Origin of the sequence: Nocardia ninae NBRC 108245 (genome assembly GCF_007990755.1) — a bacterium.
GTDB lineage: Bacteria > Actinomycetota > Actinomycetes > Mycobacteriales > Mycobacteriaceae > Nocardia > Nocardia ninae.
Map to the genome: position 1 here is coordinate 210,515 of NZ_BJXA01000001.1, position 24,478 is coordinate 234,992.

29 protein-coding genes are annotated in these 24,478 nt (G+C 66.3%); 13 read left to right on the plus strand and 16 right to left on the minus strand.

Features of this window, described 5'->3' with window-relative positions:
• Positions 1-205: 205 nt before the first annotated feature.
• On the minus strand, positions 206-1,090 hold the full coding sequence (locus NN4_RS01000; RefSeq protein WP_186818190.1) for an SGNH/GDSL hydrolase family protein: 885 nt from the start codon (positions 1,088-1,090) through the stop codon (positions 206-208).
• Positions 1,091-1,203: 113 nt separating this feature from the next.
• Between NN4_RS01000 and NN4_RS01005 the strand changes: the two genes are divergently transcribed.
• The gene (locus tag NN4_RS01005; protein ID WP_147128018.1) at positions 1,204-1,857 is read left to right on the plus strand and encodes a hypothetical protein; all 654 of its coding nucleotides are present in this window, start codon (positions 1,204-1,206) and stop codon (positions 1,855-1,857) included.
• A complete protein-coding gene (locus NN4_RS01010; RefSeq protein ID WP_147128019.1) occupies positions 1,854-2,291 on the plus strand; it encodes a hypothetical protein in 438 nt (145 codons plus the stop codon). The genes NN4_RS01005 and NN4_RS01010 overlap by 4 nt, the downstream gene beginning before the upstream one ends.
• Before the next feature lie 181 nt (positions 2,292-2,472).
• Here the strand turns inward: NN4_RS01010 and yczE are convergent, their stop codons facing one another.
• Positions 2,473-3,099 carry a membrane protein YczE gene (gene yczE, locus NN4_RS01015; RefSeq protein WP_147128020.1) on the minus strand — a complete coding sequence of 209 codons (627 nt, stop codon included), beginning with the start codon at positions 3,097-3,099 and terminating at the stop codon, positions 2,473-2,475.
• 214 nt (positions 3,100-3,313) lie between these two features.
• On the opposite strand from yczE, the gene NN4_RS44695 reads away from it, so the two are divergent.
• Positions 3,314-3,454, plus strand: a complete 141-nt coding sequence (locus tag NN4_RS44695) for a hypothetical protein (protein WP_186818191.1) — start codon at positions 3,314-3,316, stop codon at positions 3,452-3,454.
• Between the two features lie 521 nt (positions 3,455-3,975).
• Here NN4_RS44695 and NN4_RS01020 read toward each other — a convergent pair.
• The 4 genes from NN4_RS01020 to NN4_RS01035 form a co-directional block, all read right to left on the minus strand.
• The gene (locus NN4_RS01020; protein WP_147128021.1) at positions 3,976-4,479 is read right to left on the minus strand and encodes a DinB family protein; all 504 of its coding nucleotides are present in this window, start codon (positions 4,477-4,479) and stop codon (positions 3,976-3,978) included.
• Between the two features lie 315 nt (positions 4,480-4,794).
• Entirely contained in the window at positions 4,795-5,238 is a 444-nt protein-coding gene (locus NN4_RS01025; protein ID WP_147128022.1) for an SRPBCC family protein, read from the minus strand.
• A gap of 15 nt (positions 5,239-5,253) precedes the next feature.
• Positions 5,254-5,592, minus strand: a complete 339-nt coding sequence (locus NN4_RS01030; RefSeq protein ID WP_147128023.1) for an ArsR/SmtB family transcription factor — start codon at positions 5,590-5,592, stop codon at positions 5,254-5,256.
• Complete coding sequence (locus tag NN4_RS01035; protein ID WP_147128024.1) at positions 5,589-6,053, minus strand: SRPBCC domain-containing protein; 465 nt, start codon at positions 6,051-6,053, stop codon at positions 5,589-5,591. Before NN4_RS01035 ends, NN4_RS01030 begins: the two co-directional genes overlap by 4 nt.
• Positions 6,054-6,255: 202 nt before the next feature.
• Here NN4_RS01035 and NN4_RS01040 point away from each other — a divergent pair, with 202 nt between their 5' ends.
• From NN4_RS01040 to NN4_RS01060, 5 genes are all read left to right on the plus strand, one after another.
• Positions 6,256-8,493 carry a serine/threonine-protein kinase gene (locus NN4_RS01040; protein WP_147128025.1) on the plus strand — a complete coding sequence of 746 codons (2,238 nt, stop codon included), beginning with the start codon at positions 6,256-6,258 and terminating at the stop codon, positions 8,491-8,493.
• 12 nt (positions 8,494-8,505) lie between these two features.
• The gene (locus NN4_RS01045) at positions 8,506-9,654 is read left to right on the plus strand and encodes an epoxide hydrolase family protein (protein ID WP_147128026.1); all 1,149 of its coding nucleotides are present in this window, start codon (positions 8,506-8,508) and stop codon (positions 9,652-9,654) included.
• Positions 9,655-10,126: 472 nt separating this feature from the next.
• Entirely contained in the window at positions 10,127-10,843 is a 717-nt protein-coding gene (locus NN4_RS01050; RefSeq protein WP_147128027.1) for a metal-dependent hydrolase, read from the plus strand.
• Between the two features lie 416 nt (positions 10,844-11,259).
• Positions 11,260-12,264, plus strand: a complete 1,005-nt coding sequence (locus tag NN4_RS01055; RefSeq protein WP_222594922.1) for an SMP-30/gluconolactonase/LRE family protein — start codon at positions 11,260-11,262, stop codon at positions 12,262-12,264.
• Positions 12,265-12,341: 77 nt separating this feature from the next.
• On the plus strand, positions 12,342-13,601 hold the full coding sequence (locus NN4_RS01060) for a lipase family alpha/beta hydrolase (protein WP_147128028.1): 1,260 nt from the start codon (positions 12,342-12,344) through the stop codon (positions 13,599-13,601).
• A 98-nt stretch (positions 13,602-13,699) separates the two neighbouring features.
• On the opposite strand, the gene NN4_RS45625 is transcribed toward NN4_RS01060, so the two are convergent.
• Positions 13,700-13,909 carry a hypothetical protein gene (locus NN4_RS45625; RefSeq protein WP_222594923.1) on the minus strand — a complete coding sequence of 70 codons (210 nt, stop codon included), beginning with the start codon at positions 13,907-13,909 and terminating at the stop codon, positions 13,700-13,702.
• Positions 13,910-14,032: 123 nt separating this feature from the next.
• Positions 14,033-15,124: a hypothetical protein gene (locus NN4_RS01070; protein ID WP_222594924.1), complete on the minus strand. Its 1,092-nt coding sequence runs from the start codon at positions 15,122-15,124 to the stop codon at positions 14,033-14,035.
• A 146-nt stretch (positions 15,125-15,270) separates the two neighbouring features.
• On the opposite strand from NN4_RS01070, the gene NN4_RS01075 reads away from it, so the two are divergent.
• Positions 15,271-16,080 carry a HugZ family pyridoxamine 5'-phosphate oxidase gene (locus tag NN4_RS01075; RefSeq protein WP_147128029.1) on the plus strand — a complete coding sequence of 270 codons (810 nt, stop codon included), beginning with the start codon at positions 15,271-15,273 and terminating at the stop codon, positions 16,078-16,080.
• Here the strand turns inward: NN4_RS01075 and gloA2 are convergent.
• From gloA2 to NN4_RS01090, 3 genes are all read right to left on the minus strand, one after another.
• A complete protein-coding gene (gene gloA2 / locus NN4_RS01080) occupies positions 16,068-16,454 on the minus strand; it encodes an SMU1112c/YaeR family gloxylase I-like metalloprotein (RefSeq protein WP_147128030.1) in 387 nt (128 codons plus the stop codon). The genes NN4_RS01075 and gloA2 overlap by 13 nt on opposite strands.
• Positions 16,455-16,565: 111 nt before the next feature.
• Positions 16,566-17,141, minus strand: coding sequence for a dihydrofolate reductase family protein (locus tag NN4_RS01085; RefSeq protein WP_147128031.1), 576 nt, complete (start codon positions 17,139-17,141; stop codon positions 16,566-16,568).
• A gap of 330 nt (positions 17,142-17,471) precedes the next feature.
• Positions 17,472-18,110, minus strand: a complete 639-nt coding sequence (locus NN4_RS01090) for a TetR/AcrR family transcriptional regulator (protein ID WP_147128032.1) — start codon at positions 18,108-18,110, stop codon at positions 17,472-17,474.
• A 146-nt stretch (positions 18,111-18,256) separates the two neighbouring features.
• Here NN4_RS01090 and NN4_RS01095 point away from each other — a divergent pair, with 146 nt between their 5' ends.
• Positions 18,257-18,760, plus strand: a complete 504-nt coding sequence (locus NN4_RS01095; protein WP_147128033.1) for a VOC family protein — start codon at positions 18,257-18,259, stop codon at positions 18,758-18,760.
• 90 nt (positions 18,761-18,850) lie between these two features.
• Positions 18,851-19,726, plus strand: coding sequence for a TIGR03619 family F420-dependent LLM class oxidoreductase (locus tag NN4_RS01100; protein WP_147128034.1), 876 nt, complete (start codon positions 18,851-18,853; stop codon positions 19,724-19,726).
• Between the two features lie 19 nt (positions 19,727-19,745).
• Here NN4_RS01100 and NN4_RS46520 read toward each other — a convergent pair whose 3' ends face one another.
• A complete protein-coding gene (locus tag NN4_RS46520; protein WP_281289294.1) occupies positions 19,746-19,877 on the minus strand; it encodes a hypothetical protein in 132 nt (43 codons plus the stop codon).
• A gap of 14 nt (positions 19,878-19,891) precedes the next feature.
• Positions 19,892-20,965, minus strand: a complete 1,074-nt coding sequence (locus tag NN4_RS01105; protein ID WP_147128035.1) for a hypothetical protein — start codon at positions 20,963-20,965, stop codon at positions 19,892-19,894.
• On the opposite strand from NN4_RS01105, the gene NN4_RS01110 reads away from it, so the two are divergent.
• Both NN4_RS01110 and NN4_RS01115 read left to right on the plus strand, forming a co-directional pair.
• Positions 20,964-21,167, plus strand: coding sequence for a hypothetical protein (locus tag NN4_RS01110; RefSeq protein ID WP_147128036.1), 204 nt, complete (start codon positions 20,964-20,966; stop codon positions 21,165-21,167). The two genes, NN4_RS01105 and NN4_RS01110, sit on opposite strands and share 2 nt — an antisense overlap.
• A gap of 42 nt (positions 21,168-21,209) precedes the next feature.
• Positions 21,210-21,653, plus strand: a complete 444-nt coding sequence (locus NN4_RS01115; protein WP_147128037.1) for a VOC family protein — start codon at positions 21,210-21,212, stop codon at positions 21,651-21,653.
• Between the two features lie 491 nt (positions 21,654-22,144).
• On the opposite strand, the gene NN4_RS46820 is transcribed toward NN4_RS01115, so the two are convergent.
• From NN4_RS46820 to NN4_RS01130, 3 genes are read right to left on the minus strand one after another with little or no spacing between them, the layout of a single operon-like run.
• A complete protein-coding gene (locus NN4_RS46820) occupies positions 22,145-22,303 on the minus strand; it encodes a fructosamine kinase family protein (RefSeq protein ID WP_371865610.1) in 159 nt (52 codons plus the stop codon).
• Positions 22,296-23,318: a fructosamine kinase family protein gene (locus tag NN4_RS46825; protein ID WP_371865607.1), complete on the minus strand. Its 1,023-nt coding sequence runs from the start codon at positions 23,316-23,318 to the stop codon at positions 22,296-22,298. Before NN4_RS46825 ends, NN4_RS46820 begins: the two co-directional genes overlap by 8 nt.
• Entirely contained in the window at positions 23,315-24,094 is a 780-nt protein-coding gene (locus tag NN4_RS01130) for a helix-turn-helix domain-containing protein (protein WP_147128038.1), read from the minus strand. Before NN4_RS01130 ends, NN4_RS46825 begins: the two co-directional genes overlap by 4 nt.
• Between the last annotated feature and the right edge of the window lie 384 nt (positions 24,095-24,478).

Sequence of the window (24,478 nt, forward strand, 5' to 3'; positions counted from 1 at the left end):
CGATGTGGTCGACCTGAACCGTCTCACCCGAACGCCCGACCTCGCAGGCATCATGCCTGGTAGTGAGTGGCACATGGCAGTGTCAAACGCCGAGAGGGGTACACCGTGGTGTGCCACTCGTGGGACAGCTGGGCGAAGGGCGACTGTTCGACCGCAGGCCGCGCATCACAGGCCCGCAAACTGCCAAGCCCCAGCGACTTCGGGACTACCTTCCCAGCACCGCCAGCACGCTGCGCGCCTGATGGTCGGCGCCGAGTTGGTTGGGATGGAACGGCACCGCTGGGCCCGGCGGGTTGCTCGACCAGGGGACCAGACCTTCCACCCACCGGGTACCGGGCGGCTGGCAGCCGTCGTGGCCAGCGCTGGTGCTGTAGGTGTCGACCAGCTCCACGCCGGTTGCTCGGGCCACGCGTGCCAGCATCGCGTTCAACTCGATGAGCTTGCGACCCAACCAGTCCGCGTCGGCGTCGGCGATCGGCACGGTGGGGAAGCAGCCGGGGCCGGTGCTGACGCCCTCGAAGTAATCGAGCAGCAGGATGCGTGCCCGGGGTGCGCGCTGCCGGATCCCTTCGATCGTCGCGGTCACCTTGTGTTCTGCCGCGGCGATGTTCACAGACATCTGGTCGACGCCGCCAGTGACGAGTGTGTCCAGGCACGGCGAGACGGCCGGATCGGCGGTCACGCACTGCTGCACCGTCACCGCCAATTTCGCATCGTTGCCGCCGATTTCGAGGGTCACCAGGTCGGTCGAGGGGGTGAGCCGATCGAACTGCGGGGGATTGACTCCGAGCGGGACCTGCTGCGGCGCAGTCATATTCACCGTCATCGCCCCACCACACGTCGCATCCCGGAACACCGGGACCGCCAACGCGGCCGCCACCTGCTTGGCATAGCTACCCCGGCTCTGCGCACACCCCAGCGGCGCGAATTCACCCGTCGCCTGCGTCAGCGACGCATCGGCCGCCCACGAATCACCCAGCGCGACATACTCACCGACTCCGGGCGCCGCCGACGCCACCGGAGCACCACCCACCGGCCACACCAGACCCATTGCCGCACACGCGATCAACACTCGCGACGTCTTCCGCACCATGCCTCCACACCAGCCAGCCCGACCCAACTGGACGAGCGCCCAGTGCTGGTGAACCTAGCATCCACACTGACACCAATCTCCCGACACCCCAGCGCTATACGATGCAGCCCATGCCACACCGTCGCTCCTGCCTCGCGGCCGCACTCGGAGCGCTCCTGATCACCGTCACCACCGGCTGCATCGGCGCGGTCGACCGCGCCGACTTCGAGAAAACCATCCAGGCCCGCGGCGGCGGACTCGTCTCCGCCCTGCCCGCCGCCGCCCTCGACACCCTGCGGCAACGCCTCGGCACCCCCGACATCCACGCGACCGTCATGCTGCTCACCGCACCGGAGTCGCACAGCCTCACCCTGCAGGTCCGCTCACCACAGGTCGACCGACTCCTCACGGAGAACAAGAACCTCGCCATCAAGGACAGCGCCGTCCATCTGCGTATCCGCGTGCCGGGTCGGCCGGACCAACAGGACGACTACACCTTCGCCAACGGAACCCTGCACGGCCCCACACCGGTACACGTATCGGCCTTCGTCGACCTGGACAGCGAAACATTCGACGTCCGAGACGTTTCCGGACTGCTCAAACTCGAGGAAGTCGTCGACACCGCCCTCACCCAGACCGGTGTGGAGGACGGCTACGTCTCGTCGATCGTGATCAGCCGCGTCGACGCCGACCTTCTCATGAGCGTCCACGTCACCTCACCGCGCACCACGATGGTCGCCCAATTCGACCGTGCCGGAACATTTCTACGGATGCAGCAGCTATGAGCGAAGAGTACCGATCGGACCGGACCGACGAGCACCTCACCGACGCCGCCCCGCGACGGTCCCCGGGGATCCTGGCGACACTGGCCGCGATCCTCTGTTTCACCGGCATACTCGGCTGCCTGCTCCCGATCGCCATCTGGCCCGGCGAAGCGAAGCTGACCGCACCACTGTTCTGCGACGCACCGTACACAGAACCGATCGTCGTCTCCGACACCTACCACGACTCCGAAGGCCGCAGCACCAACTATTCGCTGTACTGCGTCGGCGAGCGCGGCCAGTACACCGAGGCCGGATTCCTGCGACCGTGGTTGGCGTTGTGGGCGCTGCATACCGTCATCGTGATCGTCTTGGTGATGATGGGGCGCGCATGGCGGAGGTGGCGTCCGGCGGGGCCTGCCGAACCAGCGAAACTCACGGAATCTACCGAACTATAGGGACCCGCCTGACATCCAGTTAACGTCACAGTGACGTTTTGCAGCAGGGTTCCCTGTCAGCAGTCAGGACGGCGGGGGAGTCCGCCATCACCTCGAGGCGCAACCCGGTACAAGATCATGGGGACATGGTGACAGCATTTCGCGGGTAGCCGACACCATCAAGTCCCCACGATCTCGAAGTTCAGGCGGGGACGATGACGGGCTCATCCGCCGGCTTCGCGTGAAAGCCGGGCAAGTACCGATTCGCTGTCGGGATCATCAGCTGGATCAGCGGACCGATACCGAACGCGTAGACGAGCGTGCCGATCCCGATGCTGCCACCGAGCAGCCAGCCGGTCGACAACACCGTCACCTCGATGACGGTCCGCACCACCCACACCGACACACCGGTCCGGCGAACCAGTCCAGTCATCAGTCCATCACGCGGTCCAGGAACCATCCCGGCACCGATATACAACACCGTCGCAATCGCATTCAGCACCACCGCGGCACCCATCGCACCCGCCTGCGCCGGAAGCGCCTCCCACGCGGGCAGCAACCACAGCCCGACATCGACCGACACCGCGATGACCACCACATTGCTCACCGTCCCCAGACCGGGCCGCTGCCGCAACGGAATCCAGGCCAGCAGCACCACAATCCCGGTCACCGCCGTCACCGCACCGAAACTGATCGGCACATGGTGCGCCACACCCTGATGGAACACATCCCACGGATCCAGCCCGAGCCCGGCCCGCACCATCACAGCCATCGAGAACCCGTACAACCACAACCCGACATACAGCGCGACCAACCGGCGAATCAACACCGGATCAGCATGACCGACCACTGGTATCTGAAAACAGAGCCAGTCAACAACATCTGGCCCCACAGGTGGCCTGCCAGGTGGACCCGAACCCTGAGATCATCACCGCGAAACGTACCCGCCGCGGCGTAGGCGGACGATCCCTGCGACCGATGCGCCACGAGGCATGGCCGAACAACACTGGCAGACAACGAAGTCAGCGAGGCAAAGGAACGTCATGAGCATCTTCCGCAAGAACAGCGACAAGCCGGACAAGGATGCCGAGACGACCAGGTCGACCATTTCCGACACCGACGTGGACGGCGAGCGGCGTCGGCGCCTGCTCGGCGGCTACTACGGCATCGGCAACGGAATTTGACCGGAGGGGCTGACCTCCAACAGGTTTCATGGTCCACCGCCCTACCTCCAAAACGTCACTGTGACGATTCATTGGTAGGGCGGTGGACCCAGGGGAGAGGTCGCAAGTACTCGATCCAGAACCCGCTCAATACATTCCGCTCAAAACGGGCACAGACAGGAATATTTACATCGGCGAGAATCTGGCCAAGGGGAGATCGCCACGAGTCAACCTGCTCAACGACCCGGCCGCACCGAGTAGGCCCCGGAGGAGTCCGGGCGGACTGGCGCAAGTGACGCCGAAACATCGCACATACCAGCGACATTGCACGGCGCGGCCCCCGATTATCCGCACCTGTTTCTGTGCCGATAATCAACATTATGTCAACTAGTCGGCATCTACCTCAGATGTGATCAACCGCAGCCCGCTCTCCCCGGGCTGCCGCGAAGCTCCGACCACACGGCCGTGGTCGAGCCCGGGCAAGCCGCAGCGATACGCTGGCCCGCCCGCCGCTCGATAACGTCGGTACCCGAACGGTACGTTCACACGGTCGATTGCTCCGGTATACCCTTCTCGATCTGCTCACGCAGTATGTCGCCATGCCCAGCATGCCTGGCGAACTCTTGGATCATCAGGAGCAGGGTCCAGCGCATGCTGACCTTCCCCTCCCGAGGATTGTCCTTGGTGTCATCGAGCTCGAACCGGGCCGTGATCTCCCGGGACCTTTGGCTAGCGCTCTCGTATTCGGCGATAACGTCCGCCAGCGTTTCGCCGTCGGCGACCGCGAACGTACCCTCGTCGCGGCCCGAGTACCCGTCGCACTCGGATTCGTCGAGCTCCGCCCAGAACCGTTGGAACCAGATCCGTTCCGCGGCCGCGGCGTGCTTGATCAACGAGATCGGCGTCGTCAGCGACGCGACGAGTCGACGGCGGGCATCCTCCTCGGACAGTCCGCGTACGGTCTCGATGAGCGCTTCACGGTTGAGATCGAGCAGGTTCTCGATGACCGCTCGCTCGCTGCCGTCGGTAATTCCGAAGGTACTCATAAGCTTTCGCTCCGTTTCATGGCATGGTTGAGCCCGGTGTCGGCGGGCTGATTGACGCAAGGCAGCATCGATCGATCTCGAAAGAGAGAGACGAAGAGTCCGGTGTCCGGGACGACCGGGAAGAGAGGCGCTCGCCGCAAAATATTTGCGAACCGAGCGTGGGCGGTGCGGGCTGCTATCAGCGCCGCAGCCCCGACCTGTCAGAAGGTCTGCTGCCTTGGTCAGTATGCCGTAGATATCGATTCCGGGCGAGCTTTCCGGAGCGATCGAGAGGCGCCGGGGACCCGTCGACTTGGACAGGTCCCCCGCTATCCCCTAGTGCCAGTTGCTGATCTGCACGTCGTGCGGGTCCGGCGCACCCGTTCCGGTTTCGACCAACTGCTTCAAACTCATCAGGTAGATCGCCCACTTGGTGCTGCAGTGATGCATGAACTCACCCGGTTCCTTCCAGCCCCGATGCTGGAAAAGGATGATCGTGAACCCTTCCTCTTCCTTCAGGTCCCACACCACTTCGGTGCCGATCCACTCCTCGGGTCCGTCGACCACCTCCCACAGCACCCGCTTGCCGGGCTGCAGGTCGACCACCTTCATATCGAATCCACCTGCGGTGAAACGGAACTGGATGACTCCCCCGGGGTTCGTATCCCCCTTCGTGTCACTCGCCCACCAGCCGGCCAGGCCCTCGATCGAGGTCAAGGCCGCATAGACGTCGTCCACCGACGCCGACCCGACCCCGACCCTGTGCAGTATATCCACCATGTCGATCCCTCTCGATTACTGCTGTTTGCTGCGTTGAATGGCCTCGGCGATGCGCTTGATGCGCTGCAGCCGTGCGTCCCAGGTAGATCCGACGGCATTGAGTTGCGCGACCGCACGGGCCAGTTGGGCGTCGTCGACCCGGTAGCGCCGCTCCCGGCCCTCGGGTGTGCCGTGTACCAACCCGACCCGGTCCAGTACACCCAGATGTCGGGCGACGGCCTGCCTGGTGACCGGTAGTCGGTCACTGAGGCTGGTGGCGGTGCCCTCACCGTCGGTGAGGAGTAGATCGAGCATGCGACGCCGGGTCGGGTCCCCTATCGCGGACCACAGCTCATCGTCGACCACACCGCTCATCGGCGCGCGACCAGCCGTTCCGCGCACTGTACGAGCCGCGGCAGGAACCAGTCCCAGCCCTTGATGTGCTCGCTGTATTCCTTTTCGAGCGCGGCGATCTCCCACCCCATCTCGCGGAAACCCGTTTCGGTCATCCGCACCGAGGTGCCGTCACCGGAGGGCGCGAGCTCGAAGGTGACGAACAGGGAATTGCCGACGCCCGCAGGTTCCTCGGCCGGATGGGTCCAGCGGAAGGAGAACAACCGGTGCGGCTGCGCGTCGACGACCGTGATCGGGACGATCTGCACGTCCGGAGTGCCGCGCTCCCCCCAGACGAGTTCGCCGACCGCACCGGGTACCGGCTCCAAGGCCACGTCGTCGGGCCACCACTCCTTGAGATGCGTAGGGCTGCTGATGACCTCGTAGACCACCTCCGGTGTGGCCTCGACGTACATCGTCCGTTCGATCTGTCCGTACTCCATGTCGACTCCTTCGATTCGCAACCTTTTGTTGCGGATGACGTTAACCGTCTATCCCGCGAAGCGCAACACTTTGTTGCGCGTGATGGCCGGTGGTCATCGATGCCCCCAAAACCTGCGGTCACGAATAATTCAGCGGCCCCGGCGCAGGTGATCGTTTATCCTCGGGTGGGGGCTCGGGAAGCCATTTGATCGGGTGGGCCACATGGAGATGGACCGAGTGGCGGCGACGCAAACCGCGTTGACGCGACTGGTTGCCGAGTTCGACAGCGCCTGGGAGGACGCCGACGAACCACCGGACCTCGCTGCGCATCTGCCGGCCGAGAGCGGGCTACGACGCTCGGCCCTCATCGAGCTGATCAAGGTAGACCTGCAGCATCGCTGGCGCGAGACCCACACCGGCAAACGCCTCGCCGAGTACCGCGCGCAGTTCCCCGAACTCGACGCCGCCCCACTACCACCGGACCTCATCTACGAGGAGATCACCGCACGCAGCCGCCGCGGCGACGACGAACTCGACCTCACCGAATACGAGCAGGACTTCGCCGCCCAGATGGCGCAGCTGGCCACCCAGCTCGACTTCGGCAGCCACTCCGCCGAGAACTTCCGCACCACGCTGCTCTCCGACGCGACGACCAGCAATGCACTCGACACCATCGCGCCCGGTGCCACCATCGACGACTTCGACCTGTTGATCGCCCTCGGCCAAGGCGCGTTCGCCCGCGTATTCCTCGCACGGCAGCGGTCCATGCAACGGCTTGTGGCAGTGAAGGTTTCGCGTGACCGCGGCAGCGAACCACAGACCCTCGCCCAACTGGACCACGAACACATCGTGCGCGTCTTCGACCAGCGTCAGATCGAGGAACAACACCTCAAGCTGATGTACATGCAGTACGTGCCGGGCGGCACCCTGCTCGGTGTGCTGCGCCTGGTCCGCAGCACACCGCCCGCGCAACGCACCGGCCAACTGCTGCTGGACGCGGTCGACGCCGCGGTCACCGCCGGCGGCGTACTGACCCCGCAACCCTCGCTCACCCGTGCCGACCTGGCCAAGCTGAGCTGGTCGGAAACCGTGGCCTGGCTGGGTAGCCGGCTCGCCACCGCCTTGGACTACGCCAACCGCGCGGGCGTCCTGCACCGCGACATCAAACCCGCCAACGTCCTGCTCACCGCCGACGGGCATCCCAAGCTCGCCGACTTCAATATCAGCTTCAGCACCCACATTCCGGGAGCGAGTCCGGTCGCCTACTTCGGCGGCTCACTGGCCTACATGTCCCCCGAACAGCTCGAAGCCTGCCATCCCACCATCCCCACCACGGCCGCCGACCTCGACACCCGCAGCGACCTGTATGCGCTCGCGGTGGTGCTGTGGGAGCTGCTCACCGGGCGGCTTCCGTTCACCGACGAGCTCGGGCTCGCCGAATCCGATACCTCGCTCACCAGGATGATCGAACTGCGTCGCCAGCCGATCGACGAGCGCCAGGCGGCCCCGGTGCCACCGGACTGCCCGCAGATCCTGCGCCACGCGCTGCTGACCTGCCTGTCCCCCGACCGCGACGATCGCTACGCCAGCGGCGCCGATCTCGCCCAACACCTCGAACTCACCCTGGACCGGACCGCCCGCGATCTCGTCGACCCACCCTCGCGCAGTCTGCGCGGACGGTTGCGAATGCGGCCGATGCCCGTGGTGACACTGTCGAGCGCGCTCGGGCAGCTGCTCGGCGTCCTCTACCTGTCGGCGCACAACACGAAACTGCTCGACATGGAGCTCGGCGTCGACGGGCAGGCGCAACTCACCGAGCTGGGGTTGATCGCGGGGGCCGTCGGCTATCCGGTGGGCGTCGCGATCCTGCTGTACTGGTGCCGGCTCGTGTTCCTGGTCCCCTACGGGCTGCGGCACGGCAAACGCTACGACGAGCAAACGTTGGCCAAGGCGCGAGCGGACACCCTTGCCTGTAGCGACCGCATCGCCGCCGTCTCGTTCACGGCGTGGGCGCTCGCGCTGCTGGTGTTCCTCGTCAAGCTGCACGACATCGCGGACCTGTCCGCCGGGCTGCTGTTCAACCTGATCGCCTCGCACTTCGTCGCGGCCGCGGTCGCGGTCGTCTACACCTATTTCCCGGTGACGTTTTTCGTACTGCGCTGGTACTACCCGGGATTGGTCGCCGCGGGGCACAGCTCCCCTTCGGAATCAAGCCAGTTGCGCCGGTTGGCACGGCGTAGCCGGATCTACCTCGGCATCGCCGCCTCGGTCCCGCTGTTCGGCGTCGCCGCGGGTGTGGCGTTCCTGCATCCCACCCAGCAGCAGGCGGTGCTCGCCTCGATCGTGGGGCTCTGCGTCGGCGGACTGTTCGCCTTCCTCGGCACACTGCGCGTGTTCTACACCCTCGATTCCGATCTGCACGCACTCGACCGCATCGTCGACCCGCACGCCCGACCGTGACAGGACAGAACCTTGCAGCCCTTCCGTATTCAGGTACCCGACCAGGAGCTCGCCGTCCTACAGGGCAGGCTGCGGGCCACCAGGTGGCCGGAACGCGAGACCGTCCAGGATTGGTCGCAAGGGGTGCCCCTGGCGTACGTGCAGGAATTGTGCGCGTACTGGGCGAACGAGTACGACTGGCGCGCCACCGAGGCACGCCTGAACGCCTGGCCGAACGTGCGCACCGAGATCGATGGGCTCGGGATCCACTTCCTGCACGTCAGATCGCCGGAGCCGGGCGCGCTTCCGCTGCTGCTCACGCACGGCTGGCCGGGCTCGATCATCGAGTTCGGCAAGGTGATCGGCCCGCTCACCGACCCGGCCGCGCACGGTGGCGATCCGGCCGACGCCTTCCACCTGGTATGCCCCTCGCTGCCCGGCTACGGGTTCAGCGACCGGCCGAGCGAACCCGGGTGGGGCGTCGATCGGATCGCGGCGGCCTGGGCCGTGCTGATGGCACTGCTCGGGTACCGGCATTACGGAGCGGCGGGCAGTGATTGGGGTACGAGCGTGTCGACGCGGCTTGCCCAGCTCGACCCCGACCATGTGGCCGGGATACACCTCCTGCCGCCGCTGGCACCGCCCGACCCGGCCACCTTCGGCGACCTCACCGAACGGGAACGGGATGCGCTGCGCACGCTCGAGGAAGCGGGTCGGTGGGAATCCGGGTACTCGCGGATGCACGCCACCCGGCCGCAGACAGCCGGGTACGGACTCGTGGACTCCCCTGCCGCACTGTGTGCCTGGATCATCGAGAAGTTCTGGGCGTGGACCGACTGCGACGGGCATCCGGAGAACGCGCTCACCAAGGACGAGCTACTCGACAATCTGATGATGTACTGGCTTCCGGGCACCGGCGCGTCGGCCGCACGGCTGTATTGGGAGAGCATCGCGCAGGTCGACGAGTGGATCTCCGGGGAAGTGACGAGCACGGTGGACGTGCCGACCGGGTGTTCGGTGTTTCCGAAGGAGTTGCAGCGGCCGTCCAGGCGTTGGGCGGCACAGCGTTTCACCGATATCCGGTACTGGAGTGAGCCCGAGCGCGGTGGGCACTTCGCGGCGTTCGAGCAGCCCGAGCTGTTCGTCGAGGATATTCGGGCGTTCTTCCGGCTCGTTCGCTGACACCTCCGGCGGGAACTTCTCCACTGCCCCGGCCCCCTCCCCTGTCTATGCCGTTGTTGTACAGGGGGTTCTTTCGGGGCGCGACACTCTAGTAGCTTTTATATGCATATATACGCACATCTAAGTAGCACAATGTTTCTAATGTCTACTATCTAGCTAGATGATGGCACCGAAGTCATCCCTTCACCTGCTCCGACACGCGGCGGCGAATCAGGGCGCGGTCGTGGAACTCTGTGACGCGACTCCCCCGTTGAATGCCAACTCGCCCTGCGTTTTCCGTCCGCTCCCCCATCATCGCCGCGACACGCACGGCGGGCACCGCCGTCGATGACGCCTGCCTCATCAGCCGACCACGCCTGCGACACAAACGATCCCGATCCCGCCGGGTTGCCCATCCCCCAATTCGCCCCCCGCACAAGATCACTGAACCGGCATTCGCTGAACGATGCTGAGGTGAACTAACCTTCACCCGGTGCTTGGACATTCTCATGCGACCAGTGGCGCTTTGGCCTGGTCGGCGGCGGCAACGGCGCTGCCGGTCGCGATCTTGACCTACCCGACAATCCAGGATGTGTCAGGGCATCTCGGCCCCGTCGACCTGTTGCTCGGTGTGTTTCTGACGGCGGGTGCCGCGCTGTTGCCGGACGCGGATCATCCGAACGGAACGATCGCGCATGTGCTCGGTCCCATCTCCTACAACCTCTGCAGGTTGATCTCCTGGATCTCCGGCGGACACCGGCACGCCACCCACTCCTTCGCCTTCGTCGCCGCGGTCTCCTATGGGACGTGGGCCGGCGAGCACTGGATCGGACGATGGTTCACGCTCGGGCTCGTCTTCTTCCTCCTTGCGCTGGCGGTGCGAGCATTACATCTGTGTCCGCCGGGTGACGGGGTCGAGGCGTGGGGCACCATCGTGGTGCTCGCGGTCGCGGGAACCTTCGCGATGGATCATTGGATCTCGGACAAGCCGGTGTGGCTGCCGTTCTCCGTCGGCCTCGGTGCGTTGGTACACCTGCTCGGCGACTGCCTGACCGACCGCGGTTGCCGGCTGTTCTGGCCGTTCAAGGTCCGCACGCGGGTGCCGATCATCGACCGCACCGGCAACAAGGTCGAGACCTGGGTGCTGTCACCGTTGTTCGTGCTCGGGACGCTCGCGGTGCTCTGGTACTCGATTACGCATCAGCCGTAGCCCTTCGTGCCGGCGGGCCGGTTCCAGCAGCTCGGTCCAGGCGCTTCTCGATGATCGACGGCGCATGACGGCGGCCCCTACTCACGAATGCCACAGCCATGTGCCGTTGATCATGGATTCTGCGGAGGACTCCCCCTCCCCTCATGCGAGATCCCCCCTGCCGTCTATGCGGTCTTTAGGACGGGAGGACGGAGGAACGTGACGTGAATAGGGTTGAGAACACATGGTTAGATGCGCATATCTACGTAACAACATGTTGTTTTCCTGCTTGCAAGCAGGCGGCCGGCTTCAAACACACTGTCGGTACTGCAAATTCATGCCGATCGTCCCCTAGCCGACATTCGAAACTCGCCCTGACCTGCTCCCCTACCCCGCCATTCCCGCAGCAAGCCCGTGACCCGGCGTTACGCTGAGACGTGCCCACCTCGACTCTCCACCCGCAACGCTGGACACCGCCGCCCGCTCCCCCGCGAGCGCGCCGAACCCGCAGTGCGCCACCGCTTCCCGAGCTCGATCGCCTCGAACTGCCAGGCCCCGGACCCGAGGACGTCGTGCTCGGGCCGGACGGACGGCTCATCGTCGGCATCGATGGCGGGTCGATTCTCAGCGTGGACCCGACCAGCGGTGACGTGCGTGAGCTCACGAACACCGGCGGTCGCCCGCTCGGTCTACACGCCGATCCCGATGGCACGCTGTTGATCTGCGACTTCGAGCGAGGACTGCTGGAGCTGACGCCGGATGGGACGCTGAAGGTGTTGGTCGACGAGATCGACGGCGCACCACTCCCCTTCGCCAGCAACGTGGTTCGCGACGCGGATGGCACCATCTTTTTCTCGTCGTCGACGAGCCGTTTCTCGCTGACCGAGTACATGGGTGACATGCTCGAGCACTCCGGGACCGGCAGGCTGTTCCGTCGCGATCCGTCCGGCAAGGTCGAGACCCTGCTCGACAACCTGTATTTCGCCAATGGGGTGGTGCTTGCCCCCGATCGCTCGTGTGTGGTCGTCGCGGAGACCGGTGGTTATCGGGTGTCGCGATACTGGCTCACAGGCCCGAAGGCGGGCACCAGGGACTTTCTCGTGGAGAACCTGCCCGGGTTTCCGGACAATATGAGCCTCGGTAGCGACGGGCTCGTCTGGATCACGCTGCCTGCCGCACGGAACCCGTTGCTGGACCGGCTGCTTCCGCTACCCGGGTTGCTGCGGCGGATCGTTTGGCTGCTGCCGGAGTGGGTGCAGCCGAAGCCTGCGAAGACGATATGGGTGATGGCAGTCGACTTCGACGGAAATGTCGTGCACGACTTGCAGACCGAGGGTACGAACTTCTCGATGGTCACCGGGGTGGTGGAGCGGGACGGTGCGTTGTATCTGGGCAGTCTCACCGAGTCGGCGGTAGGGGTCACCCGGGTACCCACTGCCTGATCACCTTTCGAACGGGTGCATGCACCAAGAACTTCCGTCGACAAGACGGTTTCAGTGAACGCTTGTACACTGAACCCATGAGTGAGCAGACCCATCAGCGGAAGGCCGAGGTCAGGGCCCTCGCTCGATTGGCGGGCGACGAGCTCGGTGGCGCGGTGGACGGCATCGCTTCGGTGCACCGAGCGATCGCCGGGCGGGTTTTCGCGGCCGTGCGGTTCGGGGTCGGTCCGGCCGCGGCGCCCGTGGAGGTGGTGCACGACGCGATCACCGACGGGGTGTATCGGATTGTCAGCGGAACAGCCGTTGCCGCGGGGCGGTTGGCCGAGCGGACCGTGGATCTGCCCGGGGCCGAGGTGCCGTCACGGACGGTGTTCGGCGCGGGCTTCCTCGGTGCGCTACAGGGTTTGATCGGCGACGATCTGGAGGAGGCGCGGCCCATCCTCGCCGGGCCGATGACGTTGCGCGTGGACGGTGATCCGGTGTCGCCCGAGCAGATCGGGGGTCATGTCGCGCGGCCCAGTTCGCGGCTGGTGGTGTTTCTGCACGGTCTGGTGGAGACCGAGCATGCGTGGCGGCTCGGTGGGCGCACGAGTTATGCCGAAGGGATCGAGCAGGATCTCGGCTACAGCACGGTGCAGATCCGGTACAACAGCGGCTTGCACATTTCTGAGAATGCGCGTCAGTTGAGTGACTTGCTGGAGCGGCTGGTGGCGCACTGGCCGGTCGAGATCGAGCAGCTGTCGTTGGTCGGGCATTCGATGGGCGGGTTGATTGCCCGTGGCGCGTGCTTCGATGCGAGCGAGTCCGGGAAGGCGTGGGTGGGTAAGGTCCGGCATCTCGTGTGTCTCGGGTCGCCGCATCTGGGGGCTCCGCTCGAGCAGTTCGTGCATTACGCGTCTGCCGCGTTGGTCCGGGTGCCCGAGACTCGGCCGTTCGGCCGGCTGCTGCGGCGTCGTAGTGCGGGTATTCGTGATCTGCGGCAGGGGTCGCTGGTGGACGAGGATTGGCGTGACGCGGATACCGATGATCTGACGCGCAGGGCGATCCGGGAGGTGCCGCTGCTCGAGGGTGCCGACCATTACTTCGTCACCGCCTGTGTCACCCGCAGTCCACGCCACCCGCTGGGGCGGGTCATCGGCGACGGGCTGGTTCTCACTCCTAGTGCCGCGGGGCGGAACCGGGCTCGTCGCATCGGTTTCGATGATGCCAATGGCCTGCACGTTCCCGCTGCCAATCACTTTTCGCTGCTGAACCACCATGCCGTGTACGAGAGGCTGCGGCGGTGGTTGAGCACCGATCCCGAAACCGCTGTCGCTCTCGGCGAAGCCGCCGAGTAGGCCGAAGGGTGTCGGCCTCTTCCAGCTGAAGGGCTAGCTGGAGGCAGGGAAACGGTTCTGTCGCGGCCGGAGCACCGGGCTGTGTCAGGCCGGCGAACTCATCCGTCGATTTCGTTGTTTGGCTGATGGTTCGTGGGCAGCGGCACCGTATACGGGTTGTTGTTTACCGACCACTGCGGCGCGGGGCCGGGTGCGGCGTGGTGGGTGAATGCCGTCGCGCCCCCGACGACCAACGCCAGTGCCGCCGCCGTACCGAGCAGTGGACGCACCAACCGCAGCTGTCCGCCCCACCGTTGCCGTTCGGCCATCGCGTAGTCCCCTCGTCGCCCTGTATAGGCTCAATCGCGCTGACGGCCAACCTGTTACGCAACGAGGATGCGGAGGGGTGTCGAACTGGGCATCGGTCGGCCATCTTCGGCGTGGAGCTGTTGTCAGAGAAGGTGTTCGGGGTCTGCGTCTGCTTCTAGGCGGACGTCGGCGGTGAAGAGGGTTTCCACGTCGGGGTCGTCGGTGTGGGCTGCGTAGAGGAGCAGGCAGCCGCGGATACCGTCGAGGAGGTCTTCGAGGAGGTCGAGGGCGGGGCGGGACGGATCGAGGCGGCTGATGCGGAAGCCGGCGAGCATGGCTTCCCTGGTGTCGGCGTCGACCTCGAATTTGCGGGCCTGCTCTTCGATTTCGGCGACGCGGCCGACGACGGCCCACGGCGCGGGCACGCGCCCTTCGTGCACGGCCATCGCTTCGGCGATGAGGTCGACGACGACTTCGGTGGGGCTCTCCCCCGCGTCGAGCCGTTCGAGCACCAGGGTGGGCGTCTCGACCTGGAGGGCCTCGATGTCGTCGGCTTCCACCACGACGTCGGTGCACGGCACCCCGGCCATCTCCCCGGCGACCTCGGCGGCGGCGAGCAGCCAGTGCGCGGCGGCGACCGAGGCGGAGGCGGGGTCGAGTTCGGTGAACAGTTCGATGGAGCCGAGTGGGTCGGCGCGTAACAGGTCGTCGGCGGCTTGCACCTGGGCCGGGGAGATGTCGGGGCGGGACAGTTCGACGGCTTGGCGGGCCCGGCCGGACAGGTCGCCGCGTTCGGCGGATTCGATGGCGGCTTGTTCGGCGCTCACCTCGGCGACGATGGTGTCGCGCAGGGTGAGGTCGTCGATCTCGTAGAGGGTGCGTCCGACGCGGTGCGCGGATTCGACGACGCCGCTGTAGGAGACGACGAGTCCCTCCGCGGAGGGCAGGTTAGGGGTGCGGATCCCCACTTCGACTTCTTTGAAGTTCCGGCGTTCCTCGGCACGGCGCCAGGCTTCGCTGTTGGGGATGTCCGGGTCGCCCGCGGCGCTGGCCGGGTGGGTGTAGGTGCGCCAGTGGAACCGCGACAGCGTGGTCAGGTTCGACGCCAGATTTGTTGCCTGATCATGGGTTACCGTCTGCGGCAGGGTGGCAACAGCTTGGGCGAGGTCACCACGGCCGGTCGCCCAGATGGCGACGATCACGTTGTGGTCGGCGTCGAATGCGTATCGGGTCACCCGGCAAGTCTGGTCTATCCGGGCGTGATTCGCGCGGTCAATCCAATCCATTGACCGTACTACGCAAGCCGATCCGGCATGGCACGCTGGAAAAAGCCCCGCACCCGTTGTCTTGCGGATCGGGCGGGCAGGAGAGGATGGACGACATGACCCTCGACCACGGTGACCCCGGCGACGCTCCCTCGATCCCGCAGCCGACGGCGCCGGTGGCGAATCCGGCCCGGCCGTCCGCCGCCGAGGAGGCGAGAACGGTTGCCGCTTCGACGAATATGGCGACGCTGGCGAGTCTGAGCGAGGACGGCACGCCGTGGGCGTCGTTCGTGACGTACGGGCTGCTGGACGGTCAGCCGGTGCTGTGTGTGTCCAAGATGGCCGAGCACGGGCGCAACCTGGCGGGTGATCCGCGGGCGAGTCTCGCGATCGTGGCGCCCGATATGCCTGCGGATCCGCTGGCGGGGACCAGGATCACGCTGGCCGGTGTGGTGGAGCGGCCGGTGGGTGCGGAGGCCGACGCGGCGCGGGCGGCGCATCTGGCGGCGGTGCCCGCGGCGAAGTATTACATCGACTACAGCGATTTCTCGGTGTGGGTGCTGCGCGTGCGACGGGTGCGGTGGGTCGGCGGGTACGGGCGGATGGACTCCGCGACCGCGGAGCAGTATGCCGCGACGACGCCGGATCCGATCGTGCCGGTTGCGGCGGGTGCTATCACGCACCTCAATGATGATCACGCGCCGGCATTGCTGGCGATGGCGCAGGCGTTGGGCGGGTATCCGGACGCGACCGAGGCCAGCTGTGAGCGGGCCGACCGGTACGGGCTGGACCTGCGGGTGGTGACGCCGCGCGGCGTGGCCCGGACCCGGGTCGGTTATGTGGCGCCGATCGATTCGATCGATGAATTGCGGGCGGCGACAGTGGAATTGGCGAAGCGGTCGCGCGGGATGAATCAGACTTCGTAGAGTTCCAGGGGCAGGTCGTCCGGGTCGAAGAAGAACGCCATCCGTTTACCGGTGACCTCGTCGACGCGCAGTTCCTCGGTGCGGACCCCTTTGGCGGCCAGCTCGTCGAGCGTCGCGGCGACGTCGCGGACTGCGAACGCCAGGTGGCGCAGTCCTGCGGCCTCCGGCCGGCTTACTCGGTCCGGGGGTTCGGGGAACGAGAACAGTTCGATCCGGCTGCCGCCCGGGATGGCCAGGTCGAGCTTGTAGGAGCGGCGGGTGGCGCGATACTGCTCGGCGATCACCGCAAGGCCGAGAGTCTCGGTGTAGAACCGTTTGGAGCGCACATAGTCGGAGGCGATGATCGCCACGTGATGAATTCCCAGTAGTTCCACTCAGCGACCGTATCCCAGGGGGTGCGCGGGTCCTGGTAACCCCTCGTGGGTGATGCTGCCGCGTCCGGGCTGCCGCGCGGTACGTCGGGAGTACCGCACGGCAGCTCCTGCTCAGTGCACGACGTCGTATACGAGCTTCGCCACACCGTTGGAGTAGGTCGCCGACTCCCGTAGGCGCAGTTGCTGCTTGTCTCGGTCCGCCCGGCTGAAGAGGCCCTTGCCCGACCCCAGCAACACCGGGAACACGAGCAGGTTGTACCGGTCGATCAGATCAGCGTCCGCCAGGCGCCGGGCCAGCTCGGCGCTTCCGTGGATGAAGACCGCACCGCCATCACCCTTCTTGAGCTCGGCGACATCCTCGGTGGACCGCAGAATCGTGATCGGGCCCCAATCCTCGACCGCAGCGTCGTCGGCGAGGCCGGTCGAGACCACGTACTTCGGAAGCTCCTTGTACGCGGCGTGGTCGGCGGAGTCGCGCCAGAACGGAGCGAACACCTCATAGCTGCGGCGACCGAACATCAATGCCGTCGTATCGGCAAGTTCTTCGCCCTTGAGCGAGTAGGCCTCGGGAACGAACTCGGTGTCCATCACCCAACCGCCACTGCGGTGCCCCTCCTCCTTGCCGCCCGGCGAGTCCACTACACCGTCGAGCGACATGAAGCCCGTGTAGACCAGTTCGCGTGTCAAAATTCCTCCTGAGATCCGAAAGCGGAGACCGCCGGTGACCGCCCGGGTACTGACCGCCCGGGCGGTTTGTACTGTCGCCGGTCTGACTGACACCGACCTGACACCGACCTGACACCGTCGGACTCATCTTCGACGTAGTCGCTTCAGATCGGATGAGCGGCATGGCTTCGGGACACATGCCCTGCCGCTGCACTGGTAGCTGAGCCGATCATGAGATCTGGGCCAGAGCCACGGTTGGCCGGGGTTGGCAGCTGCGTCAGCCGTCGATTGCCGCGTTCGGTGTCAGGTGTCAGGTGTCAGCAGAGTTCAGCGGCTGCGGGGGTGACGGCGTCAGGGGCGGCGTTTGGCGGGTTTCGTGTCGCGGGCGGGCACCGTCAGCATGGCGACGATCATGTCGGTGATTTCGCCAGCGTCGTCGGGGTGTGGTGTGCGTACGCCTGCTTCGAGGGTGCGTTCGTAGTCGGCCATCAGGGCGAACATGACGGTGGCCATGGTTTCGAGGCGTTGGCGGCGTCTGCGTGGGGTGAGTTGGGGTAGTGCGGCGGCGAGGCGGGTGGCGATGATGCGCACGGCGGCGCGGTCGGTGCCTGCGAGGCGTCGCGGGTCGGCGATCACCGGGTGGGCGCGCACTACTTCGAGGAAGCGGCCGAAGTGGGTGACCTCGTCCTGGGTGATGAGCTCGAGGATCGGGTCGGCGAGCATGGCGACCAGGGTGTCGAGTTCGTGGGCGGTGCCGTCGGCCTCGTGGGTGGCGAGCAGGTGCATGCGGCGTTCTTCGAGCCGGTTCATCCGGCGCTCGACGATGGCTTCGATCAGGCCGTGGCGGGAGTCGAAGTAATAGTGCACCGCGGAGTTGTTGCGGTGGCCCGCGGCTGCGGCGATCTCGCGCAGCGGAACCTCTACTCCGCGTTCGGCGATGAGTCGCTCCCCCGCGTCCAGCAGTGACGCGCGCGAATCGGCGATCAGCATAGTGGCACTGTACTAAACCCTCACCTTGACTGGGTTAAGCACACGTGTTTAGTTGAAGATATGGATAGAGCGCACCTGATGGCCGCCGGTTGGGTGCGAGAGGTGCGCGCGCTGTGCCGCCGAAGCCTTGCGACACAAGGCAATCCATGATCACGGCGGGACCGATCTTCCAGCTGTGCTGGGTCGTGCGCGATATCGCGGCGGCGCAACAGGAGTTCACCGAGCGGTACGGGGTGGCGCACTGGTTCACGATTCCGGATGTGCACTTCGGGCCAGAATCGTGCGAATTGCGTGGCGAGCCTGCCGATTACACGATCACGGTCGCGCTGGGGTATGCGGGTGGGCAGCAGTTGGAGCTGATCGAGCCACGGGGCGGAATCAGTTTGTATGCCGAACATCTCGAGCGGTTCGGGCCTGGTCTGCACCACACGGGGTGGGTGCCCGAGGACTACGACGGCGCGCTGCACGAGGCGCGGGCGGCCGGCATCGAGATGGTGGCGCGCGGGAAGTTCGAGGGTGTCGGGATGGAGTTCGCTTATCTCGAAGGCGGGCCGATCGGGTCGTACTTCGAGTTGATGCGGCTCTCCGATGCCATGAAGGCGATGTTCGAGACGCTGATTCCGGACGGATTCTCGAATCCATGGCAGTAGACGTGAGTACAACCTGCCTCGGAAAAGGCTCGTACTTCGGGCACCGGGCACCCACGGCGCTGCGTTCGCGGCGTCAGGAAGGCGATTGATATGCGCTTCACCTATGCCGAGACGATGACCGACCCGACGTACTACGTGCCGTTGGCCCGCGCCGCCGAGGAGGCCGGGTACTCATCGATGGCGGTCGCGGACAGCATCGCCTATCCCCGGGACTCCGACGCCAAGTATCCGTACACGCCCGACGGGAACCGGGAGTTCCTGGAGGACAAGCCGTTCGTCGAGGCGTTCGTGCTCAGCGCGGCGATGGCGGCGGTGACCACGACGCTACGGTTCACCCCGTTCGTACTCAAACTGCCGATCCGGCCGCCGGTGCTGGTCGCCAAGCAGGCCGCGTCGGTGGCGGCGTTGAGCGGCAACCGGTTCGGGCTCGGCGTCGGGATCAGTCCGTGGCCGGATGATTTCGAGATCATGGGTGTGCCGTTCGAGAAGCGTGGTGCGCGGATGGACGAGTGCATCGACATCGTGCGCGGGTTGACCGCGGGCGGGTACTTCGAGTTCCACGGCGAGTTCTACGACATACCGCCGATCAAGATCTCTCCGGTGCCGACCGAGCCGGTACCGATCCTCATCGGTGGGCACAGCAAGCCGGCGCTGCGGCGGGCCGCGCAACGCGGTGACGGGTGGATGCACGCGGGCGGCGACGGAGCCGAACTAGATAGGCTGCTGGTCGAACTGGACGCGTTGCGTGCCGAACACGGGACGCGCAAGGACTTCGAGGTGCACGTGATCTCCCTCGACGGATTCACCGTGGACGGGATCAAACGACTGGAGGACAAGGGAGTTACCGACGTCATCGTCGGCTTCCGTCTCCCCTACACCCTCGAACAGGACACCGAACCCCTCGACACCAAGATCGCCAACCTGTCCCGCTTCGCCGAAAAGGTCATCGCGCGAACCGCGAGTTGAGCTGTTCGACAACCGGACCCTAGTTCATGAGCTGGCGCACGCTGATGGGTTCGCCCACGGCCAGCCGGAACTGCACCGTGTTCGTGTCCTCGTGCCGGGACCGGGTGTTGTCGATATGAAACTGTTCCAGCGTGAAGGTGTAGATACCCATCGGTCGGCCGCCGATCAGCGTGGGCTGACGAGAACGCGGACGAGGCCTTGACCGGAGTCCAGGGCGGTCAGCGCCTTGCCGATGATGGATCCCAGGGCGCGGCTCATGTCGGACACCCGGCGCGCGTGGCCGGTGGTGGTCGAGGTGGTCAGCAGGTCGCCGGGGCGGATCGGGCTCTGTGTCGCGTCGGCGACGCACCACACCTTGCCCATCAGCGCGATGTTCACGCCGTCGTCGTGGCGGTCGAGCACGATCGCGGGCGCGACACCGCCTGCGCCCGAGACGATTCCGGCGACTGCGGTGTCGTATTCCTCGCGGCACGGATGCACCGCGCCGCTCTCGCCGACGACTACCACCGTGCCCGCGGCGATCCCCGGCTCACCACAGGTCAGTGCCTCCGCGTAATCGGCGCCGGCCAAGAACAGATCGCCCGTCACGGTGATATTGCCTTTGACGGTCACGTTCCCGTCGAAATAGCCCGCGTCGCCGCGACCCTTGTTGTAGCCGGCGATCGCCGCGTGATTCGAATGGGTTTCACCGTGCACCCCCTCACCGCCCTGCGGTCCCCCGACGCCCCAGACCCCCGGGCCATTGCTGAGGTTGTAGCCGCCGACGCCGGCATGGGCGGTACGGGAATACCCCGTCACACCTTCGCCACCGGATTCAGCACCGCGTCCCCACACGCCACTGCCTCCGCTCGGGCTCTCGTTGTAGCCGGCGACGCCCGCGGTATTGCCGTAGCTGACACCATGCACGCCCTCGCCGCCGCTCTTCGCACCCTCACCCCACACGCCGACACCGCCGTTGGGGTTGTGGTTATAGCCGCCTACGCCGGCGTATCCAGTGCGGGAATGGCCGGTGACACCCTCACCGCCGGACTCAGCCCCCCGCCCCCATACGCCGCTGCCACCGCTCGGGCTCTCGTTGTAGCCGGCGACGCCCGCGGTATTGCCGTAGCTGACACCATGCACGCCCTCGCCACCGCTCGCCGAGCCCTCACCCCACACGCCCGCTCCGCCCCCGGAATTCTTGCCCGTGACGCCGGCCTGCGCGGCATCGCCGGAAACGCCCTCCAAAGGCATCGACATGACAGCTCTCCCTCCCAGCCCGCCGCGCAGCCGCGACAGCCACCGGATCAACGACGAGAACAGTGGTCTCATACTGGGCGGCACGATCATCGGCCGGCAAGCTTTCGGTCCGCCTACCGAACCCGTTCTTCAGCTGCGCGACCTCGCACATGCCGCTGCACATGGGATCGGTGCGGCGGCCATGATGGGGGCGAGACAGTGACGAACCTGGCGCACAGAGTTGCGCCACTGAAAAGGAATCTCGATGCCCGTCCGCTACCAGTTGGTGATCGACTGCGCCGATCCCGACCGCATGGCCCGCTTCTGGGCTGCCGCCCTGGGCTATGAATTAGCACCGCCCCCAACCGGTTTCGCCACCTGGGACGACTACTACCGCGATCTGGGGCTGCCGGAAGCAGAATTGACCGGCGGCGTGGACCGGATCAGCGACCCGCACGGCGGTGGACCGGCCATCTGGTTCCAGGTAGTCCGCGACGCAAAGGCCGTGAAAAACCGGCTGCACATCGACATCCACGCCAGCGGCGACCGGACAGACCCGATCCAGACGCGGAAGAAGCGAGTCGACACCGAAGCCGACCGCCTGGCGGGCCTCGGCGCCACCATCACCTGTGTCATGTACCAGGAAGGGATCGACCATTACGCGGTCGGGATGAAGGATCCCGAAGGGAACGAGTTCGACATCAACTGAGCTCTGGCGAGGTCACCGAACGGGACTTGGCGGCGGCAAAGTCTCAGTAAGGCTCACCCTTACGTCCGGTGATCAACCTCCTGCGCGCAATGGGACATGGCGGCCCGAAAGTGCGAGTGGGCCACCCTCATGTCCCGGGGTGACCAACTCCCCGCACGCAACGGGACATGGTGGCGAAGAATTCCAAGTGAAACCGCCCTGATGTCCCGAGGTCACCCACTCCCGCACGCACGTGGGACGTGGCGGCGGGATGCGCGAGTGAGCCCGCCGTGGTGTCCCGTTCGACGGTGGTCTGCTACCGAGGGGGCGGTGAGATGCTGGACTGCTCCCCGGCGGTCGGAACCGAGTTTCTCAGTCGAACTTTCGGGGAGCAGTTCATGCGAGGAGCGGGTCGGCCGCATGCTGCTCGACGCGCCGCTGCGGGTTGGCCCTCGTGGCTTGATGGGCGGAAGTCCCTCCCGCGTGGCGGCCGACGGGCGGAGCGTATGGCGTCAACCGCGTAGGGCGGCGGTGGCGGCGGCAAGGGTTTGGGAGCGATAGCTGGCGCCGAACAGGACTACGTGGACCAGCAGGTGGTGGAGTTGGTGGAGGGGGATGCGGGTGCGCCAGCCGTCGGCGAGGGGGTGGGTTTCGTTGTAGGCGTTAATGATTCGGTCGAGGTGGGGGGGCGCCGAAGAGGGCGAGCATGGCCAGGTCGGTTTCGCGGTGGCCGCCGTGGGCGGCGGGGTCGATGAGGACGGCGCGGGCGGGGGTCCAGACGATGTTGCCGGACCAGAGGTCGCCGTGGATGCGGGCGGGTGGTTCCGGTGGGCCTGCCAGGGTGTCGATGCGGTCGATGACTTGTTCCAGCAGGTGGGTTCCGTCGGGGCCGAGATGGGTGGCGGCGCGGGGTAGGTAGGGGGCGAGGCGGCGCTCGGCGTACCACTGGGGCCAGGGGCTGGCGGAGAGAGTGTTGTCCAGTGGGAGTTCGGCGATCCAGCCCGGCCAGGGTGCGCCGAACATAGTCGGGGTATTCGCGTGCAGCGCTGCCAGATCGCGGCCGAGGCGGACTGCGGTGTCGAGGGTGGCGCCGGCGTCGTCGAGCCAGGGCAGCACGATCATCCGGTCGTCGGCGGCCAGTACGTCTGGGAGTAGCGCGCTGGTGGGCTGCCCGGCAGCGGTGTCTCCGTCGCGGGCTCCAGCCATCCCGCGGCCGGACTTCGCTTCGCCAGAGGACAATTCGTAGGCGACATCCGCCCGGACGCGGAATGACCGATCTTGTCCGGGTTGGCTCGGCTGTGTCGGTGACTGGTGAACCCGGCCGGGCTGGTCGACTGGCCCGCGCGGTTCGTCGGAATCCCGATCAGGCGGATCGGACATCCGTGTTGCGGGTTTCGGGAAATCGGCGCCACCCACCGGCCCGCATGAATCACCGGGTCGCATCGACTCGCCTGAGTCCGGTCGCGCCGACGCACCCAGGCCGTCGGCCACTCCGGTGGCGAGCCAGCGCAACCCGGCCGCTTCGGCCGCGAAAACAGTGGTCGGCTCGGCGGCCGCCTTCACGAAGACCTCGCGGCCGTCGCCGAGGGTGGCGCGGTGTGTTGTCCACTCGTGACTGGCCCCGAGATCGGTGACGGCGCGGACAGGGGTGGCGAGGAGCGCGCCGAGGCGGTCGGCGATCGTCATGAGATCTGAGCGGTGAGGCGCTTCATGGTGTCCTCGTCGGCGGGGAAGAACGATTCGATGGCCAGTTCGGCGACGGTGACGTTCATGGGTGTGCCGAAGACCGAGGTGATGCCGATGAAGGACAGTTCGTGACCATCGCGCAGCAGGCGCAGCGGCACCACGGACTGGTCGGGGTCGGGCAGCGCCGGGTCGACTTCCCCACCGGGGTAAGCACGCAGCTCGTCGCGCAGTTCCACCAGTTCGGGCGAGCCGGTGACCTCGATCTGGCGGGACAGTCGCGCGAAGAGGTGGCCGCGCCATTCCGCGAGATTGACGATCTGGCCTGCCATACCGTCGGGGTGCAGGCTCAACCGCAGAGCGTTGATCGGTGGGGTCAGCAGCGCGGGGTCGATGCCGTCGAGCAGGAGGGTGACACCGGCATTGGCGTCGATCATGGTCCAGCTCTGATCGATGGCGAGCGCGGGATATGGCTGGTGGCCGGTCAGGATTTGGCTCATCGCGCTGCGGACCGCGTCCATCGCGGGGGCATCGAGGGCGGGTTCGGCATAGACGGGTGCGTAACCGGCGGCCAGCAGCAGCCGATTGCGTTCGCGCAGTGGGATTTCCAGGTGCTCGCTCAGGTGCACCAGCATGGCGCGGCTCGGTTTGGCGCGGCCGGTCTCGATGAAGCTCAGGTGCCTCGCGGACGTGTCCGAGCGCCCGGCCAGCTCCAGCTGGCTCAGCCTGCGCTCTAGTCGCCAATGTCGCAGGAGGTCACCGGCCGTTTGTGTGTTCACTCCCCGATCCTACGAAGCGCCGGGGGTCACGACGATTACCTGACAGGTAATCGACACCGGTTCCGGAATGTCGCAACCCGTCCGCGCAGCCATCCCGTGCGATCGCTCGTCCGCGGCGGCGGCCGTGCCGCTACCGACCAGGCGCCTCGCGGTACGACCGCCATCGGGCCAACCGACTGTGGCGGATATGGCGACCGTGTGCGGCAGGCCAGCGGTGACCCGTGCGGCTATGCCAGCCTGTGAACCGTCGGCGGCGGGTTGGGCGGCCGGTATGCGCCCCACCGCATGCGGTACTGCGCACGATGATCACGCGGCTGGACCCGCTACTGGAGTCATCGGGAGTGCTGGACGCTGCGTTCGGTCAAGTGATCACCCACGGCGGCA

What these genes read in the sequence shown, in the direction of transcription:
- NN4_RS01005 (WP_147128018.1), top strand. Translation starts at nt 1,204, where the DNA reads ATGCCACACCGTCGCTCCTGCCTCGCGGCCGCACTCGGAGCGCTCCTG.
- NN4_RS01010 (WP_147128019.1), top strand. Translation starts at nt 1,854, where the DNA reads ATGAGCGAAGAGTACCGATCGGACCGGACCGACGAGCACCTCACCGAC.
- NN4_RS44695 (WP_186818191.1), top strand. Translation starts at nt 3,314, where the DNA reads ATGAGCATCTTCCGCAAGAACAGCGACAAGCCGGACAAGGATGCCGAG.
- NN4_RS01020 (WP_147128021.1), bottom strand. Translation starts at nt 4,479, where the DNA reads ATGAGTACCTTCGGAATTACCGACGGCAGCGAGCGAGCGGTCATCGAG.
- NN4_RS01025 (WP_147128022.1), bottom strand. Translation starts at nt 5,238, where the DNA reads ATGGTGGATATACTGCACAGGGTCGGGGTCGGGTCGGCGTCGGTGGAC.
- NN4_RS01030 (WP_147128023.1), bottom strand. Translation starts at nt 5,592, where the DNA reads ATGAGCGGTGTGGTCGACGATGAGCTGTGGTCCGCGATAGGGGACCCG.
- NN4_RS01035 (WP_147128024.1), bottom strand. Translation starts at nt 6,053, where the DNA reads ATGGAGTACGGACAGATCGAACGGACGATGTACGTCGAGGCCACACCG.
- NN4_RS01040 (WP_147128025.1), top strand. Translation starts at nt 6,256, where the DNA reads ATGGAGATGGACCGAGTGGCGGCGACGCAAACCGCGTTGACGCGACTG.
- NN4_RS01060 (WP_147128028.1), top strand. Translation starts at nt 12,342, where the DNA reads ATGAGTGAGCAGACCCATCAGCGGAAGGCCGAGGTCAGGGCCCTCGCT.
- NN4_RS45625 (WP_222594923.1), bottom strand. Translation starts at nt 13,909, where the DNA reads ATGGCCGAACGGCAACGGTGGGGCGGACAGCTGCGGTTGGTGCGTCCA.
- NN4_RS01075 (WP_147128029.1), top strand. Translation starts at nt 15,271, where the DNA reads ATGACCCTCGACCACGGTGACCCCGGCGACGCTCCCTCGATCCCGCAG.
- NN4_RS01090 (WP_147128032.1), bottom strand. Translation starts at nt 18,110, where the DNA reads ATGCTGATCGCCGATTCGCGCGCGTCACTGCTGGACGCGGGGGAGCGA.
- NN4_RS01095 (WP_147128033.1), top strand. Translation starts at nt 18,257, where the DNA reads ATGATCACGGCGGGACCGATCTTCCAGCTGTGCTGGGTCGTGCGCGAT.
- NN4_RS01100 (WP_147128034.1), top strand. Translation starts at nt 18,851, where the DNA reads ATGCGCTTCACCTATGCCGAGACGATGACCGACCCGACGTACTACGTG.
- NN4_RS46520 (WP_281289294.1), bottom strand. Translation starts at nt 19,877, where the DNA reads ATGGGTATCTACACCTTCACGCTGGAACAGTTTCATATCGACAACACC.
- NN4_RS01110 (WP_147128036.1), top strand. Translation starts at nt 20,964, where the DNA reads ATGACAGCTCTCCCTCCCAGCCCGCCGCGCAGCCGCGACAGCCACCGG.
- NN4_RS01105 (WP_147128035.1), bottom strand. Translation starts at nt 20,965, where the DNA reads ATGTCGATGCCTTTGGAGGGCGTTTCCGGCGATGCCGCGCAGGCCGGC.
- NN4_RS01115 (WP_147128037.1), top strand. Translation starts at nt 21,210, where the DNA reads ATGCCCGTCCGCTACCAGTTGGTGATCGACTGCGCCGATCCCGACCGC.
- NN4_RS46825 (WP_371865607.1), bottom strand. Translation starts at nt 23,318, where the DNA reads ATGACGATCGCCGACCGCCTCGGCGCGCTCCTCGCCACCCCTGTCCGC.